At 71.7% G+C, this 15826-nt stretch carries 12 protein-coding genes; 6 read left to right on the top strand and 6 right to left on the bottom strand.

From position 1 onward, the window contains the following. The first annotated feature begins 101 nt into the window (after window positions 1-101). Window positions 102-365, top strand: a complete 264-nt coding sequence (locus IE99_RS0115110) for a hypothetical protein (RefSeq protein WP_157610318.1) — start codon at window positions 102-104, stop codon at window positions 363-365. Window positions 366-438: 73 nt separating this feature from the next. Continuing rightward, entirely contained in the window at window positions 439-564 is a 126-nt protein-coding gene (locus IE99_RS33415) for a hypothetical protein (protein WP_281176542.1), read from the top strand. Here the strand turns inward: IE99_RS33415 and IE99_RS0115100 are convergent. After that, entirely contained in the window at window positions 561-1433 is an 873-nt protein-coding gene (locus tag IE99_RS0115100; RefSeq protein WP_030170113.1) for a LysR family transcriptional regulator, read from the bottom strand. The genes IE99_RS33415 and IE99_RS0115100 overlap by 4 nt on opposite strands. 216 nt (window positions 1434-1649) lie before the next feature. Between IE99_RS0115100 and IE99_RS0115095 the strand changes: the two genes are divergently transcribed. Continuing rightward, window positions 1650-2999, top strand: a complete 1350-nt coding sequence (locus IE99_RS0115095; RefSeq protein WP_051712531.1) for a sensor histidine kinase — start codon at window positions 1650-1652, stop codon at window positions 2997-2999. Between the two features lie 94 nt (window positions 3000-3093). Here the strand turns inward: IE99_RS0115095 and IE99_RS0115090 are convergent, their stop codons facing one another. Next, window positions 3094-4566, bottom strand: coding sequence for a cyclic nucleotide-binding domain-containing protein (locus IE99_RS0115090; RefSeq protein WP_030170108.1), 1473 nt, complete (start codon window positions 4564-4566; stop codon window positions 3094-3096). Between the two features lie 804 nt (window positions 4567-5370). On the opposite strand from IE99_RS0115090, the gene IE99_RS0115085 reads away from it, so the two are divergent. The 3 genes from IE99_RS0115085 (at window position 5371) to IE99_RS0115075 (ending at window position 9736) form a co-directional block, all read left to right on the top strand. After that, complete coding sequence (locus tag IE99_RS0115085) at window positions 5371-6246, top strand: helix-turn-helix domain-containing protein (protein WP_030170105.1); 876 nt, start codon at window positions 5371-5373, stop codon at window positions 6244-6246. Window positions 6247-6482: 236 nt separating this feature from the next. Beyond that, entirely contained in the window at window positions 6483-6710 is a 228-nt protein-coding gene (locus IE99_RS0115080; protein WP_342666223.1) for a DUF397 domain-containing protein, read from the top strand. Window positions 6711-6895: 185 nt separating this feature from the next. Further along, window positions 6896-9736 carry an FAD-binding and (Fe-S)-binding domain-containing protein gene (locus IE99_RS0115075; RefSeq protein ID WP_211258818.1) on the top strand — a complete coding sequence of 947 codons (2841 nt, stop codon included), beginning with the start codon at window positions 6896-6898 and terminating at the stop codon, window positions 9734-9736. 48 nt (window positions 9737-9784) lie between these two features. Here the strand turns inward: IE99_RS0115075 and IE99_RS0115070 are convergent, their stop codons facing one another. The 4 genes from IE99_RS0115070 to IE99_RS0115055 all read right to left on the bottom strand — a co-directional run bounded on the left by IE99_RS0115070 (window position 9785) and on the right by IE99_RS0115055 (window position 15814). After that, the gene (locus IE99_RS0115070) at window positions 9785-11044 is read right to left on the bottom strand and encodes a lipase family protein (protein WP_030170098.1); all 1260 of its coding nucleotides are present in this window, start codon (window positions 11042-11044) and stop codon (window positions 9785-9787) included. A gap of 188 nt (window positions 11045-11232) precedes the next feature. Beyond that, window positions 11233-14151, bottom strand: coding sequence for an AAA family ATPase (locus IE99_RS0115065; protein ID WP_245623211.1), 2919 nt, complete (start codon window positions 14149-14151; stop codon window positions 11233-11235). Window positions 14152-14223: 72 nt separating this feature from the next. Further along, window positions 14224-14850: an alpha-ketoglutarate-dependent dioxygenase AlkB gene (locus tag IE99_RS0115060; protein WP_030170094.1), complete on the bottom strand. Its 627-nt coding sequence runs from the start codon at window positions 14848-14850 to the stop codon at window positions 14224-14226. A gap of 37 nt (window positions 14851-14887) precedes the next feature. Beyond that, window positions 14888-15814 carry an MmpS family transport accessory protein gene (locus tag IE99_RS0115055; protein ID WP_157610316.1) on the bottom strand — a complete coding sequence of 309 codons (927 nt, stop codon included), beginning with the start codon at window positions 15812-15814 and terminating at the stop codon, window positions 14888-14890. Between the last annotated feature and the right edge of the window lie 12 nt (window positions 15815-15826).

The following is a 15826-nucleotide window of genomic DNA, read 5'->3' as shown; positions in this document are numbered from 1 at the left end:
CCGGGGAGGGGGTCGCGATCTATCGTGAGGCGGCCATGGGGAGGCGCGGGTGAGCGGCAGGAGCAGGCTCGAGATCCGGGGTGCGGTGGGTGCTGGCGCACATGGTCGTCGTCGCGAACGCCATAGGGTCCGTGGTGGTGATGCTGTTCGCGACGTTCGTGGTGCCGGATCCGCCGCTGGAGGACGTGGCGCGGGTGCGGTTCGTGAACACGGTCGTGTTCGCCGGGTATCCGGTGTTCGCGGGGCCGGTGGCTCTGGTGTCCGGGCTGTGGTTATGGCGGCCTGTGGTCCGGTTGGTGCGGGACGGGGAGGTCGCCGATCGGCGGCAGGCGCGGGCCGTTCTGCATGGGGGCCGTTGCGATTGACGCTGTTGGTGGGGGTGCTGTGGGTCGTCGGGGCGGTGGGGTGGGCCGTTCTCGATCTGGTGATGTTCACGGGGTGGCTGGCGGTGAAGACGGCGACGAGTACACGATCGTGTACCTGTTGTCGGAGCGGCTGCTGCGGCCGGCGACGGCGCTGGCGCTGGTGGAGGAGCGGCTGCGGCTGCTCGCGCGGCGGGACTAGCCGGCGGCTCGCGCGCGGGTCAGGAGGGCGCGGGCGGCGGGGCCGCTCGGGCCTTCGGCGCGCCAGGCGAGGGCGACGCGGCCGTGGAGGCGGGGCTGGACGATCGGGAGCGCGTGCAGGTCGGTGGCGCGGGCGGCGCTCTCGGGGAGGACGGCGACGCCGAGCCCGTAGGCGGCCAGCTGCGCGAGGACGGGCGGGTGGCCCGCCTCGAACGCGATGCGGGGACGCAGGCCCGCGGTGGTGCAGGCGTCGTCGAGGAGGGCGCGCAGGCCGGTGCCGGTGGGCAGGCACAGCAGTTCCAGGCCGGCGAGTTCGGCGAGCTTGATCTCGGTGCCGCCGGCGAGGGGGTGGCCGGGCGGGACGGCCGCGACGAGGTCCTGTTCGAGGACGACCTGCGTGCGCAGGCCGGTGGGGTCGTCGGCGCCGAGGCTGAGGTAGGCGAGGTCGAGGCGTCCGGCGCGGAGGGCGTCGGCCAGGGAGGCGGTGTCGTCCTGCGTGACGGTGATCTCCACGAGGGGGTGGTCGCGGTGGAAGGCGGCGAGGAGGTCGGGGAGGCCGAGGGCCTGGATCCACTCGATCACGCCGAGGGTGACGCGGCCGCGCAGGAGGCCGGTCAGCTCGTCCACCGACTGCCGTGCGGCGGCGACCGCGGCGAGCGCGGCGCGGGCGTAGGGCAGGACGGTCGCGCCGGCCTCGGTGAGGGTGACGGTCCGGCCGGAGCGGTCGAACAGCGGCTGGCCGAGTTCGTGTTCGAGCCGGCGGATCTGGGCGCTGACGCCGGGCTGGGCGACGTGCAGCCGTTCGGCGGCGCGGGTGAAACCGGCCTCCTCCGTCACGGCCACGAAGTACTCGAGCTGGCGCAGTTCCATAACCTCAGATGCTAGACAACCCTGGACGTAGACGGCGTGCTTCTCCCGGTGGTCCATGTCCTCGCGTGGACGCGAATGCGGCCTCGTGAACCATTTCTTTGACGTCTCTTGGTCGCCGTGCTCCCGTCCGGGGGACTGATCTCGCCCCCGCGGGTGATTACCTCACGTGCAGGAGGTCAGGTGAACGGACGGGGCACATGGTCCATACGCGTGCGGATGACCGTCCTGGCCGGGGCGGTCACCGCGGTGATCTGTGCCGTCCTGTCCGTGTTGATCATCGTCGGCGCGCGCGGGCAGGTGGCCGACCACCGGCGCGATCAGGCGACCGCGGCGGCGCTCCGGCTCGTCTACGAGGTGAAGCGGAGCCGGGTGCCGGCGGTGCTGTCGGGGCCGGAGGCAACCGTCCTCCAGGTACTGAACGCGCGCGGGCACGTCGTGGCGGGATCGCGGAACGCCCCGGACACGCCGATCGCCACCTTCCTGCCCGAAGAGGGCAGCGTCTATGAGATGCGGACGCTGTGCCCACCGAAGGGGCTCTCGGACTGCATGTGGGTGATCGCGTTCCGCGTCTTCGAGCCGGACGGCGACTGGACGGTCTACGCGGCCGCCGAGCGCATCCCCTGGTACGTCAGCGGCGCGCTCTGCCTGTTCCTGCTCGGCGCGTCCCTGCTGATCGTGCTGCTCGCGGCGCTGCGCACCTGGCGGACCGTGGACCGCACCCTCGCGCCGGTCGACGCCATCCGCGCCGAACTCGCCGAGATCACCGCGAGCCGGTCCGGCCGCCGGGTCCCGGTGCCGGAGACCAGGGACGAGATCCGCGCGCTGGCCGAGGCCGCGAACGCCACCCTGGACCGCCTCGACGCCGAACTCGAGCGGCAGCGGCGCTTCACCTCCGACGCGTCCCATGATCTGCGCAGCCCCATCGCGGCGGCGCGGGCGCAACTGGAGGAGGCGCTGATGTACCCGCTCGAGGCCGACTGGCCCCGGACGGGACGCGGCGTCCTGCAGAGCCTCGACCGGCTCCAGGCCATCGTCACGGATCTGCTCGAGCTCGCCCGGCTCGACGCGGGCCGGTACCACGGTGACGAGACCATCGATCTGTCCGCCCTGGTGACGATCGAGATCCGGCGTTCGGAACGCACCAAACGGATCGTCACGACGCTCGCGGAGGGCGTGACGGTGCGCGGGGACCGGCTCCGGCTCGTCCGGCTCCTGACGAACCTCCTCGACAACGCCGAGCGGCACGCCGACTCCCGGATCGACGTGAGCGTCCGGGCCGAGGACGGATACGCGGTCCTGGAGGTGCTGGACGACGGGGCCGGCATCCCGGAACGCCAGCGCGACCTGGTCTTCCAGCGGTTCGCCCGGTTGAAGGAGGCCGAGGACAAGGACGCGGGCGGCACCGGCCTCGGGCTGCCGATCGCCCGCGAGATCGCCACCTCGCACGGCGGCACCTTGACCATCGAGGACAGCGATCATGGTGCCCGGTTCGTCCTTCGGCTTCCGTTGGAGCGGTCCGAACGCACGCCCGGCCGCACCGCGAAGGCCGTCCGGGCACGGACATAGGGCCGGAAACAGGAAGACCCCGCCGGAGCGGGGTGGCGCCGCCGCACGGACCCGTGCGGGGGCGGGTCGTGCGCGGGCGTCGGGCGCGGCCGGGTCAGGCGGCGCGGTGGTGGCCGGGGCCGGTCGGCAGGAACATCCAGCCGGTGAACTCCGACTCCTTGACGGTGCAGGTCACGTGCTCGTAGTCGGCCGCGTTCACGTATCCGGGGCTGTGGGCGATGACGGAGTCGTAGACGAACGGCGAGGCGATGAAGCCGAGGTCGGCGCCGGTGTCGGTGAGCCGCCGCTTGAGGACGGGCGCCTCCACCAGCCGCGCCGTGTGGTTGACGGCCGAGCCCGACACGCCTTCGGCGTCGGGCGTCACGGGCCCGACGTGGACGGCGAGCCGCAGCTGGAGCCGGACGGCCGGGCCGGCCTGGTGGTTGTAGCGGCGCAGCCGGGCCGCCAGCCAGGCGAGCATCGGATCGACGACGGACATGGTCGGCATCTCGGGCGGAACGATGAGCATCACGCCGTCACCGCGGTCTTCGTGGTGAGTGGCGTCCCAGGGCACCTTCGACTCCTCGAACGCCGCCCGCAGGAGGTCGTACATGGCGTGCTTCACCATGCGGCGGTCGTCGTCGTCGCGGTGCCGCCCGTTGTAGCCCGCGATGTCGGCGAACACGATCGTGCAGTTCTGGCCGGACCAGGACGGCGCCGGGTGGAGGTTCGCTTGCGCGGCCATGGTCTGGGTCTCGAGAGCGTGCGACGCCCACTGCACCGGATGCGTCGCGACGGGTCGGTGGAGCGGAGCTCCGTAAGGCCAGGACGCGTCCATCACGGGGATGTGGTGCTGGAGGGCGGCGTACGGGTTCGTCCACGGCGGTGATCCGCCCGCGTAGTGCTGCGGAAACGCGTACGGCTGCGGGTACGCGTAGTGCTGCGGGAACGCGGCCGGGGGCTGCGTCATGCCCGCCGCGGGCGGAGGCGCGGTGGCGGCGCCGTTCTCCGTCATCCGGAGGTACACCTCCCGCTCGATGACGGCGAGCACGCGCGGGTGGTCCGACAGGTAGGCCGCGAACTCCTGCGTGGTCAGGCGCAGGGCCCGGACGGTGTCGAGCGCGACGATGCTCGCCGACCGCTGGCGCAGCATCAGCGCGGCGCGCTCGCCGATGATGTCGCCGGGACCGCGGGTCGCGAGGATCCGCTCGTGCCCCTCCCGCTCCACGCAGACCGTCACCCAGCCGGAGCGGAGGATCAGGACGTGGTCGGCGGTCTCACCTTCGCGCCACAAGACGGTGCCCAGCGGGTACACGGACTCGTGCGCGGCGTGCTCGAGGGCCGCCCGCTCGATGGGGGTGAGGGAACCGAGGAATCCGTGCCGCGTCTTCGCGGCGTGGCCGCCGCCGGGCGGGGGCCCGCCGGCGGGGGCCTCGGGGTGGGGGTGGCCGGACGAGGGGCGCCCGGCGGGGCTGTGCGCGGCCGGCCGGGCCGCGGCGAACTCGTGCCGGTCGGCCGTGTCCGGCGCCGGACGCGGCGGGGGCGCCGCCGCCGGGCCGATGAGGTCGGGGTCGTGCCGATGGGCCATCACACCACCTCCCCTTGCCGGATCGGGTGAAGGGGAGGGGGAGCGCCGGAGGCGCGGCCGGAAAGGGTGGGGTAGGGGCGGTCGAAGGTCGGGGGAAGCGTGAACGGTCGGGACATGTCGAACCCCATGCCTTGAAGCGCGACCCCGGATCCCGAGCGGTCTGCCCGAAAATCGGCCAGAACACGATTCTCGGTGGCCGAAGTCACATCACCTATAGCCCGTTCCGCGTGATCGCGGTTAGACTTGGTGAGCCCGCAGGAAGCGTTTTTCCAGGTCAATGCGGCTTTCTCTGCGCTCTGCGCAGTATGGCCGAATGGCCGGAGCGGCGCCTCCCGCGGTCCCGAAGAGTCGCTCCCCACTTGCCGTCGATCCTCTTGGCTCGCAACCGTTGATCGGCGGGAGGTGGGAGCGGCTCTTTTCGTTGCGCAGTCTGTCCGAATTGTCGTTTTGAGTGGTGACCTCCCGGTCGGCCGCCGCGGTGGGGGCGGCGGACGGAGGGCGGGACAGGTGCGGCTGCGCTCCCATTCTCACTACCCTCCGCTCGGTCGAAGCTCGCATCGCGTGGTGTGGCGTGGCGCGCTCTGTCGATGTGCTACCTTGCACATTACAACAAAGTTTCGCGACACGCAGCATGCCGCAACCTTCGCGGTGTAAGTTTCGCGCAGGTGGAGAGATTCTCACCCTCTTCGTCGGCGGCAGGGAGCGGAGGACGCATGACAGTGTGCGGTCATGTATCCCGACAGGTCGCCGTATGCCATATTGCACCCGAGCAGCTAGCACGCCTACTCAGAGTGAGCGATCCATATGACCACCAGTGATCAGGGACCCATCGTCCAGAGCGCGCTCCTGCGATCCGAGCTCCTCCGTCTCCGCAAAGAGAAAGGGATGACGCAGGAGCAGGTGGCGAGGACCCTGGAGTGGTCGCCGTCCAAGCTCATCCGGGTGGAGGGCGGCAAGAACTCCATCACGCGGACCGATTTGCAGGCACTGCTGCGCCTGTATGACGTGACGTCGGAGAGCCGCCACGAGCGCATGCAGGCGCTGGCCCGCGGAGCGCGCGAGCCGGCCTGGTGGAACGCCTACCGGGGCGAGTTCGACGACGCCTTCCTGACCTTCGTCGGCTACTCGGCCGGTGCCGCCTTCATCCGGCACTTCCACGGCACGGTCATCCCCGGCCTGCTCCAGACGGAGCGGTACGCCGAGGTCCTCTCGACCGGAGTGGTGTCCTCGCAGAAGCAGGCCATGGGCGTGAAGCTGCGCATGCAGCGCCAGCGCGAACTGGCCAAGCGGACGCATGCGCCCCGGCAGAACTACATTCTCGACGAGGCGGTGATCCGCCGGCATGTGGGCATCAAGGCCGACCCGGCGATCATGCCGGAGCAGCTGCGGCATGTGGCCGACTCCGCCGAGCAGGACGAAATGCTGACCGTCCGCGTCGTGCCGTTCAGTGCGGGCGCGCACCTCGGTATTCACGGCCCCTTCACCGTCCTGGAGTTCGACGGCGACCTCAACGACGTGCTCTATCTGGAGGGCCGCCGAGGGAACAGCGCGCTGATCACCGGGGACGACGAGAGGATCGCCGAATACCGGGACAACTTCGAGACGCTGCTCGATGACGCGCTGCCTCCGGAGGAGTCGGTCGCGCTCATCCGGCAGGCCGCCGAGGATCTGATGGCCTGAATCAGCCCCATCGTGTCCGGCCGGAGGTGACCGCCTTTACCCGACGTCCATAGGCGAGTAGCCGACATAGCACGCTACGTGATCTTGTGTTCCCTTGTAGGCGGGATAACTCAGACCGTTTACACTCGTGATCGGGAAATTTTCCACAAGGTCGTGGTTTGCCGTGCCCTGCTTGGCTCTCGTCCGGCGGCCCTTCTTGCCCGATCCACGGGCAGGACTCCCCCCGCCGGCTTCGGATGGAGGGTTGCTGGATGGTCGAACGGTCGAATCTAAGGGTGGCACCGAGGTGGCGCAAGAGCAGCGCCAGCGATGTCGACGGCGACTGCGTCGAGGTCGCGGGTGATGGCCGGTCGGTGCTGGTCCGCGACTCGCGTGACCCTGACGGGGGTTTGCTCGCTCTCAGCTCGGCCCAGTGGCGTTTGATGTTGGGAGCGATCCGGAACGGGGACCTGGACGGCCGCTGAGTCTCCTGGCCCACTTCCCTCAAATGACTCGGAAATATCGACTACCACAATGATGTGAAGCGCTTTCCGGCGAATTTTGACAATGCGGTTGTCAACACCGTCCCGCCGGGGGAGGCGGTCGCCCCGCGCGGCGGGAGGGGATACCTCCGGACACCCCGCCGCGCGGCCGCGCCTACGCTGGGAGAGTGTTCGATCTTGCTCGGAGGCTGGACGCCGCGCTGCCCGGCGTCTTTCGCACCGATCTGACCGCCCGGACCGCCTACTCGTCCGATGCGTCCCTCTACCGGTGCGTTCCGGCCGCCGTGGCGGAGCCCCGTTCCGTCGATGATCTGCCGCGCATCCTGGCGCTGGCCGAGGACGAGGGGCTGCCCGTCACGATGCGCGGCGGCGGGACGTCGATCGCGGGCAACGCGGTCGGTGCCGGGATCGTCGTCGACACGTCCCGCCATCTGCACCGGATCCGTGAGATCGACCCCGATGCGCGGACGGCGGTCGTGGAGCCAGGTGTGGTCCTGGACCGGCTGCGCGCGGCGGTGGCGGAGCACGGGCTCACCTTCGGTCCCGATCCGTCCACCCATTCGCGGTGCACGCTGGGCGGGATGATCGGCAACAACGCGTGCGGGCCGCACAGCGTGGCGTGGGGCACGACGGCCGCGAACGTGGAGGCGCTGCGGCTCGTCCTGCCGGGTGGACGCGAGCTGGCCGCGACGCGTGGTTCGTCCGGTGATGCGGGGACCGATTCCGTCCTGACCCGGCTCAGGGACGCCCACCTCGCTCAAGCTCGGACGGAACTCGGGCGATTCACCCGCCAGGGGTCCGGTTACGGCCTGCACCATCTGCTGCCCGAGAACGGCTTCGATGTCGGGAAGGCGCTGGTCGGCGCGGAAGGGACGTGCGGGGTCGTCACGGAGGCGACGGTGAACCTCGTCCCGGTGCCGAAGGCGCGCGCGCTGGCGGTCCTCGGTTTCGCGGACGTGTTCGCCGCGGCCGAGATCGCCCCGTTCGTTGCGGAATCGGGGGCGCTGACCGTCGAGGGCATGGCGTCCGACCTCCTCAGCGCGCTGCGCGCCCAGCCCGGACGGCAGGAGGCGGGCGCCGACCTCCCGCCCGGCGGCGGCTGGCTGTTCTGCGAGGTCGGAGGGGGAAGCCGGGCCGAGGCCCGGGACGCGGCGCACGCGCTGGCCGACGCAATCGCCGCCGGGGTGCCCGGCATGACCCGGGTCATCGTCGACGACCCGGCGCGCATGCGGGCGCTGTGGTGGATCCGCGAAGCGGGCGCCGGGATCGTGACCCGCCTCCCGGACGGCGGCGAAGCCTGGCCGGGCTGGGAGGACTCCGCCGTACCGCCCACCCGGCTCGCCGGCTACCTGCGCGACCTGTACGGGCTGATGGAGGAGCGCGGGCTCCGGGGCGTCCCGTACGGGCATTTCGGTGAGGGCTGCCTGCACCTGCGCCTCGACTTCGCGCTGGCCGAGCCGCAGGGCGTCGCCGGCTACCGCGCGTTCGTCGAGGACGCGGCGCGGCTCGTCGTGTCCCATGGCGGGTCGGTGTCGGGGGAGCACGGCGACGGCCGCGCCCGCTCCGAGCTGCTGGGGCGCATGTACTCGCCGGAGCTGCTGGGGGCGTTCGCCGCGTTCAAGCACGCCTTCGATCCGGGCGGACGTCTCAATCCGGGCGTCCTCGTCGACCCGGCCCCGCTGGACGCCGATCTCCGTCCGGGCCCCGGCCGGGACGCCCTGAAGATCACTCCGGTCCATGCGCTGACCAGGGATCACGGGTCGTTCGCGGCGGCCGTGCACCGTTGCGTCGGGGTCGGTGCCTGCCGGAACCTCGACAGCGGCGCGATGTGCCCGTCGTTCAAGGCGACGAGGGACGAGGTGCATTCGACGCGGGGGCGCGCGCGGGTGCTGGCGGAGATGCTGCGCGGCGAGTCGCTGCCGGACGGGTGGCGGTCGCGGGAGGTCCGGGACGCGCTGGATCTGTGCCTGTCCTGCAAGGCGTGCGCGAGCGACTGCCCGGTGAACGTCGATATGGCGACCTACAAGGCGGAGTTCCTGTACCGGCACTATTCGGGGCGGCGCCGTCCGATGGCGCACTACACGCTGGGCTGGCTGCCGGTGTGGTCGCGGCTGGTCACGGCGTCTCCCTGGACGGCCCGGCTGGCGAACGCGGCGCTGGCGCGCGACGGCGTCGCGCGGGTGGTGAAGCGGGCCGGCGGCATCGAGCCCCGCCGCGACATGATCCGCTTCGCGGAGCGGACGCTGCGCGCCCGGTTCGGGAACCGGCGGGCAGCAAAGAGCCCGAGCACGGAGAAACCGGGCACGGTCGTCCTCTGGCCGGACACCTTCACCGAGTACCACACGCCCGACGTCGGGCGGGCGGCAGTCGCGGTCCTGGAAGCGCTCGGCCATCGGGTTCTGATCCCGCCGGGCCGGGTCTGCTGCGGCCTGACCTGGCATTCCACCGGGCAGCTCGGCATGACGCGCCGCGTCCTGCGCCATACCCTGGACGTCCTCGCGCCCGCCCTGGACGCCGGCCTCCCCATCGTCGGCCTCGAACCGTCCTGCACCGTGATGCTGCGGGACGAGGCGCCCGAACTGCTCCCGGACGATCCGCGCGCCCACCGCCTCGCCGCGCTCACCGTCACGCTCGCCGAGCTGGTCGCGCGCCACGGCGGTGAGTGGCCGTTCGGCACGCTCGACACGTCGGCGGTCGCGCAGCCGCACTGCCATCAGGTGGCGAAGGGCTCGTACACGGCCGATCTCGCCGTCCTGGAGAGGCTGGGTGTGCGGACGGACGTCATCACCGCGGGCTGCTGCGGCCTCGCCGGCAACTTCGGTTTCGAACCCGGGCACTGGGACGTCTCGCGGGCGTGCGCGGAGCGGGAGCTCTTCCCCAAGGTGCGCGCCGCGGAGGGCGGGTTCGTCCTCGCCGACGGCTTCTCCTGCCGGACGCAGGTGGAGCAGGGAACCGGCCGTAGCGCGCTCCACCTGGCGCAGATCCTCGAGCGGGCATTGAAGCCGTGAAGGGCGGGGCCCCCGTGGCCCCGCCCTTCACCGCTCAGCCGTCAAGGACTACGAGCCGCAGTTCCCCCTGACCGGCTTCCCGGCGAAGCGGTCGCCGACGAAGCCGATCGCGTCGGGGTGGCTCATCACGATGCCGACGGCGTGCTCGGCGAACTGGTAGGTCTTCCAGGTCACGTTCGCGCCCTTGGCGCACCAGGCCGCGCGCAGGGTCTGGGCCTGCTTGAGCGGGATGATCTCGTCGTACAGGGCGTGCGACTGGAACACCGGGACGGTCGGGGCCGTGCCGCCGAGCCTGTTCCCGTCCAGCCTCGCCACCCATGCCTTCGTGGTGAGCGGGTTGGACGTGGTGTAGTCGCCGACCTTCTTGAACGCGGTGCCGAACATCGTGCCGATGCCGTCCAGGCTCACGAGGCACATGTCGTTCGCCTTCTTGAACAGCTCCTTGCCCTGGGCGTTGAGGAACTTCGACAGCTGCAGCTCGGGGTAGGCGGCGTCGTATCCGGCGGCGGCCATGAACATGAACGCGGCGAACGGGTTGCCGTCGAGGCCGTCGGCGACGGCGCGCAGGTCGGCCGGGACCCCGCCGGCGGCGACGCCCTTGAGCTGGAGTTCCGGCGCGTACGCCGGGGCGAGTTCGGCGCCCCACCCGGCGGACGTCCCGCCCTGCGAGTACCCCATCAGCGCGACGGGGCCGCTGCCGATGCGCGCGGCGGAGAGCCGCTGCGCGGCGCGCGCCATGTTCAGCACGGCCTTGCCCTGCGAGCGTCCGACCTCGTAGGTGTGCTGGCCTGGGGTGCCGAGGCCCTCCATGTCGCTGACGGTGACGGCCCAGCCGCGGTTGAGGGCGTCGATGATGGCGAGGGCCTCGTAGTCGTAGCCCTGCGAGAGGGTGTAGGAGGGGGCGCAGGCGTCGCCGAGGCCGCGCGTCCCGACCGCGTAGGAGAGCAGCGGCCGCTTGCCAGGACCGTTCCACGCCTTGGTGGGGACGAGGACCGTCCCGGACACCGCGATCGGAGTGCCCTGCGCCGACTCCGACCGGTACAGCACCTGCCAGGACTTGACGCCCCCGAACGGTGCCCGGCTGAACGGGTCGACGGTGAAGGTCGACCTGCGGGAGCGGATGATGTCGCCCGGCTTTCCGGCGGGCAGCGGCGACGGGGGCCGGTAGAACGGATCCTTGGCGGGAGGGGTGGTGCCCTGCGGAGCCGCCCCGGCGGTTCCCTGGAGGGCGGTCGCCGTCATGGCGACCCCGATGCAGGAGACCAGCGCGGTGCGCAGGAACCGGCGAGCAGACCGGCGAACGAACATGGCCCGTGACCCTTCGACATGCCACCTCTCACGGTGGCGATCACCTGACCCTAAAGTAATTGGACACTGACTCCAATGTGCCTCACGGTGTAAGGAAGGTCACTTCTTTATCACCGGACTGATAACGCCCAACCGTCACGGGCCGCTCGACACGTGACCTGGCACACACCGGCGCCCTCGGACGCCTGTCAGGAGGCGACGTCCTCGGGGAGCAAGGTGATCAGATCGTCCTTCGTCAGGGTCTCGCCCGCGTTCGCGCGCTGCTCGGTGCGGCGGGCATGGGCGGTGACGGCGGCGCGGAACAGCTTGTCGGCCTCGCGTCCGTTGCCCTGGCGGTAGCGGTCGCCGTGCGTGCGGAAGTGGGCCAGCAGGCTGTGGCGGGTCTCCGCCGGGACGAGGTAGTCCGCGCCTTCCGCCTTGCCCAGGAAGATGGAGAGGAGGGCGTCCGCGTCGTAGGGCTCGAACGCGAGCGTGCGTGCGAACCGGGAGGCCAGGCCGGGGTTGGCGGAGAGGAAGCCGTCCATCTCCGCCGTGTAGCCCGCCACGATGACGATGACCTCGTCGCGGTGGTCCTCCATGAGCTTCACCAGCGTGTCGATGGCCTCCCGCCCGAAATCGTGGCCGGTCCCGCCCGGACGGGCCAGGCTGTACGCCTCGTCCACGAACAGGACGCCGCCGCGGGCGCGTTCGAAGACGGCCGCCGTCTTCTGCGCGGTCTCCCCGACGTACCGGCCGACGAGGTCGACGCGGGCGGCCTCGACGAGTTGCCCCTGGGCGAGGACGCCGAGGGCGGCGAGGAGTTCGCCGTAGATGCGGGCGACGGTCGTCTTGCCCGTCCCGGGCGGCCCGGCGAAGACGAGATGGCCGGTGAACGGCTCGGTGTCCAGCCCGGCGTCCCGGCGCCGCCGCGCGGACGCGAGCAGGTCGAGGAGGTCGCCGATCTCGCGCTTCACGTCCGCGAGCCCGGCCATGGCCTGAAGCCTGTCCAGGATGACCTGGACCTGGCCCGGGTCGCGGGCCTCCCCGAAGCGCGCCGCGAGACCCGTCTCGACGTCCAGGTCCTCGGGGAGCAGGAGGGTGAGCTCGTCCCCGGACGGAAGGTCCGGCAGTTCGGCGAGGCGCTGCGCCTGCCGCTCCACCGCGGCCTCGAAGACGCGGCGGGCGGCGCGGCCGTTGCCGAAGCTCGCGTCCCGCTTGACCTGCGTGAAGTAGGCGAGGACGGCGGCGCGCGCGTCGGCCGACAGGCGGTAGCCGTCCGTGCGGGCCTGATGCTCGACGATCTCGACCAGCTCGGCCGGACCGTAGTTCTCGAAGTGGACCGTCCGGGAGAAACGGGATGCCAGCCCGGTGTTCGCCGTCAGGAACTCCCGCATCTCCGCCGAATACCCGGCCGCGATGACGACGACCTCGCTGCTGTGGTCCTCCATGAGCTTCACCAGGGTATCGATGGCCTCCCGCCCGAAATCGGTTCCGGTCGTCGCCCGCGACAGCGCGTAGGCCTCATCGATGAAGAGGACGCCGCCGCGCGCCCGGTCGAACGCCTCCGTCGTCTTCAGGGCCGTCCCGCCGACGTTCTCCGAGACCAGGTCGGCGCGCCCGACCTCCACCACCTGGCCCTTCTCGACGACGCCGAGCGCCGCGAGGATCCGCCCGTAGAGGCGCGCCACGGTCGTCTTGCCCGTGCCGGGCGGCCCGGCGAACACCATGTGCCGGCCGATCGACGGGCCGGGCGGCAGGCCGGCGCGGCGCCGCTGCGCCGCCACCTTCTGCAGGTTCGTCAGCTTCCTGATCTCGCCCTTCACGGGGGCGAGGCCGATCATCGCGTCCAGGTCGGCGAGCAGGTCGTCCGCCGACGCGCCGGTCGCCGGGGCCGTGACGCGCGGCGCCGGCGCCTCCGCCGCGCCGTCCGCGACCGTCGCCGTCGCCTTCCCGGGCGCCTCGAAGGCGAGGACGTCCGGCGCGCCGTTGCGCTCGCTCGTGACGTCCTCCAGCCGGACCCGCGCCTCGGCCGCGGCGGCGATGCCCTGGTGCCCGCTCTCCACGATCGTGCAGCCGAGCATGGTCAGCTCCGCGCCGGGATCGGCGCTCACCCCGAACTCGGCGCTGCCCGTCACGGTCACCGCCTCGAACGTCCCGCTACCGCCCGCCAGGACGGTCACGCCGTCCGCGGCCGCCTCCTCGATCCGCCCGCGGACGAACTCGGCGCGGCCGCCGGCTCCGATGAACGCGCCGAACTTGGCCGCGGCGACGACCTCGCAGTCCTCGAACCGGCCGGAGCCCTGCTCGACGACGACGCCGATCCGTTTCGGCCGCTCCACCCGGAGGCGCCGCGCGGTGAGCGCGCCCTCCTCGGCGACCCACACCGCGTCGACCTCCGCGTCGGCGACCAGGCAGTCATCGGTGCGGGCCCGGCCCCGGTCGCGGACGACCAGCGCGCAGCCTCCCGTGTCGTGCATCGCCGTGTTGCGGACCGCCGCGTCCCCGCGCTGGTCGACCAGGACGGCGGCGCCCGCCGGACGGCTGATCGTGCACTGCTCGATCAGCGGTTTCGCGCCCTCGGTCACCCAGATCCCGTGACCGCCCGCGTCCTCCACCCGGCATGACCGGACGGTCACCGAGCTGCCCGAGCGGAGCGCGATCGCGTTCCCCGGCGTCCCGGAGACGTCCGTGCCGTCCATGACCCCGGACGCGGCCGAGTACAGCACCGCGCCGTCCTGGACGCGGCAGCCGTGCATGGCCAGCCGGCCGCCGTTCCACACGCGGACGGCCACGGAACCGGGTCGGCTGACGAACTCGCACCGCTCCGCCAGCACGCTGCCCTCGGCGACCTCCAGCGCGCTTCCCTCGCCGCTCCAGTTCCGGATGATCAGGCCCTGCAGCGTGACGTGCCCGGTGAGCTCGATCGTCGCGTCGGTGTCGCCGTCCAGCGTGACCGTGCCGGGCCCTCCGACGGCCGTCAGTGTGAAATTCCCGCTGCTGCGGAACCCGGTGTTCGGGTACTGGCCCGGTTCGATCAGGATGTGCGTCCCGGACGGCCCGTAGGGCGGCGTCGGCACCTGCAGCGCGTCCAATACCGTCCGGAATGCCCGAGGTGCTGTCTGGGACACGACAAGACGTTGCAACGGGCCTCCCCTGGAAAATCACCAATTATGGTGCCATCCCCGGGAGGGGCATAGGAGTCAGCGGACGTTGTGCGGGCGGAACTGGATACTGATACGGGGACCCGTCGCGCGGGCGCTCTTCGGGATGGCGTGCTCCCACGTCCGCTGGCAGGAACCGCCCATCACGACGAGATCGCCGTGCCCCACCTCGTACCGGACCGTCCGCCCGCCGCCGCGAGGGCGCAGCAAAAGGGACCGCGGGGAACCGACGGACAAGATCGCGACCATCGTGTCCTCCGTCGAACCGCGCCCGATGCGGTCGCCGTGCCAGGCGACGCTGTCGCGCCCATCCCTGTAGAGGCAGAGCCCGGCGGTGCGGAACGGCTCCCCGAGCTCCTCCTCGTAGTGCTCGTCCAAAGCGGCCTTGACCTCGTCCAGAAGTGGATCGGGCAGCGTCTCGCCCTCGCCGTAGAACGCGAGGAGGCGCGGCACGTCCACGACCCGCTCGTACATGAGCCGCCGCTCGGCCCGCCAGGGGACGGACGCCAGCAGCCGCTCGAACAGGGCGTCCGCGCCCGGAAGCCAGCCGGGAAGGGCGTCGACCCAGGCGCCGTGGGCGAGCCGGGTGCGCCGGAGGGCGGCCAGCGGGCGCGGGCCGGTCTCGTCCGCGAGGTCCAGGAGCGAGCCTTGGAAAGCGCCGGTCATGCCCCCAATGTACCCGGCGGGTCAAACATGTGTTCGATCAGCCGCCGTAGTTCGCCTGGCAGAGCGCGCTGAAGGGTGAGGTGTTGCTCGCGCTCTCCTGGCCGTCGACCACGATCCGGCACGAGAGCACGGTCGTGATCGTGGAGGTGTCGCCCGTCGCGGTGAGGCTGAGCGGGGTGGGCGCCCCGCCCTGCGGCGCCGGCACCGGGAACTCCTTCTTCCACGGCAGCTTCACGTTGCGCAGCGTCACCGACTTGGTGTCGACCGGGTCCAGATAGGTGATCATCTTGGCGGTGCCGGGCCGTCCCGTGATCTCGTAGCGGACCTGGTGCCGGGTGCCGGTGTCCTTCGTCCCCACGTCCGGGAGGCGCTGCAGGACGAGCGCCGCCAGCCCGGACAGGACCGTGCGGGGGTCCTTCTCCTTGTCGCCCTTGATGCCGCTGAGCACGAGCCTCACGGTCAGCGCCCCGCGCCGCGCGGCCAGCTCGTGCTCGACGAACCTCTCTCCGGGGTCGGAGCCGATCGTCCAGTAGTCGAACCAGCTCTCGTCCGCGCCGGGCACCACGTTCTGCGCGATGATGGTCGGCCGCCCGTCCGACCGAAGCCGCTCCCGGTGCTCGTCCAGGTAGCGGCGGAAGAAGAGCTTGGCGTCCTCGGCGGTGGCCTGCAGGTCGAGCGTCAGGTAGTCGCCGCCCGTCCAGGTGCACTCGATGCCGTTGGCCGAGTTCGTCGACCGCCTGCCCGGTTCCGAGGAGAGGCGGTTGTGGCCGTATTTGCGGTAGTCGGCGTCGGTGAGCAGCCCGCACATCTCGGGCGTCAGCTTCCCGTTCTCGGGCTGCGGCCACCCGCCGGGCGGCGGCTTCGCCTCCGTGTCGCCGCCGTCCTGGGAGCCGCCACCGGTGCATCCCGTCACCGCGAGCAGCGCGCCCAGCGCGACCATGCCGATTGCCTGGCGATACCTCACGGTCGCCGACCC

Source organism: Spirillospora albida, from assembly GCF_000718255.1.
GTDB lineage: Bacteria > Actinomycetota > Actinomycetes > Streptosporangiales > Streptosporangiaceae > Spirillospora > Spirillospora albida.
Note: the sequence above shows the minus strand (reverse complement) of the source record. Positions and strands in the feature narration are given on the sequence as shown.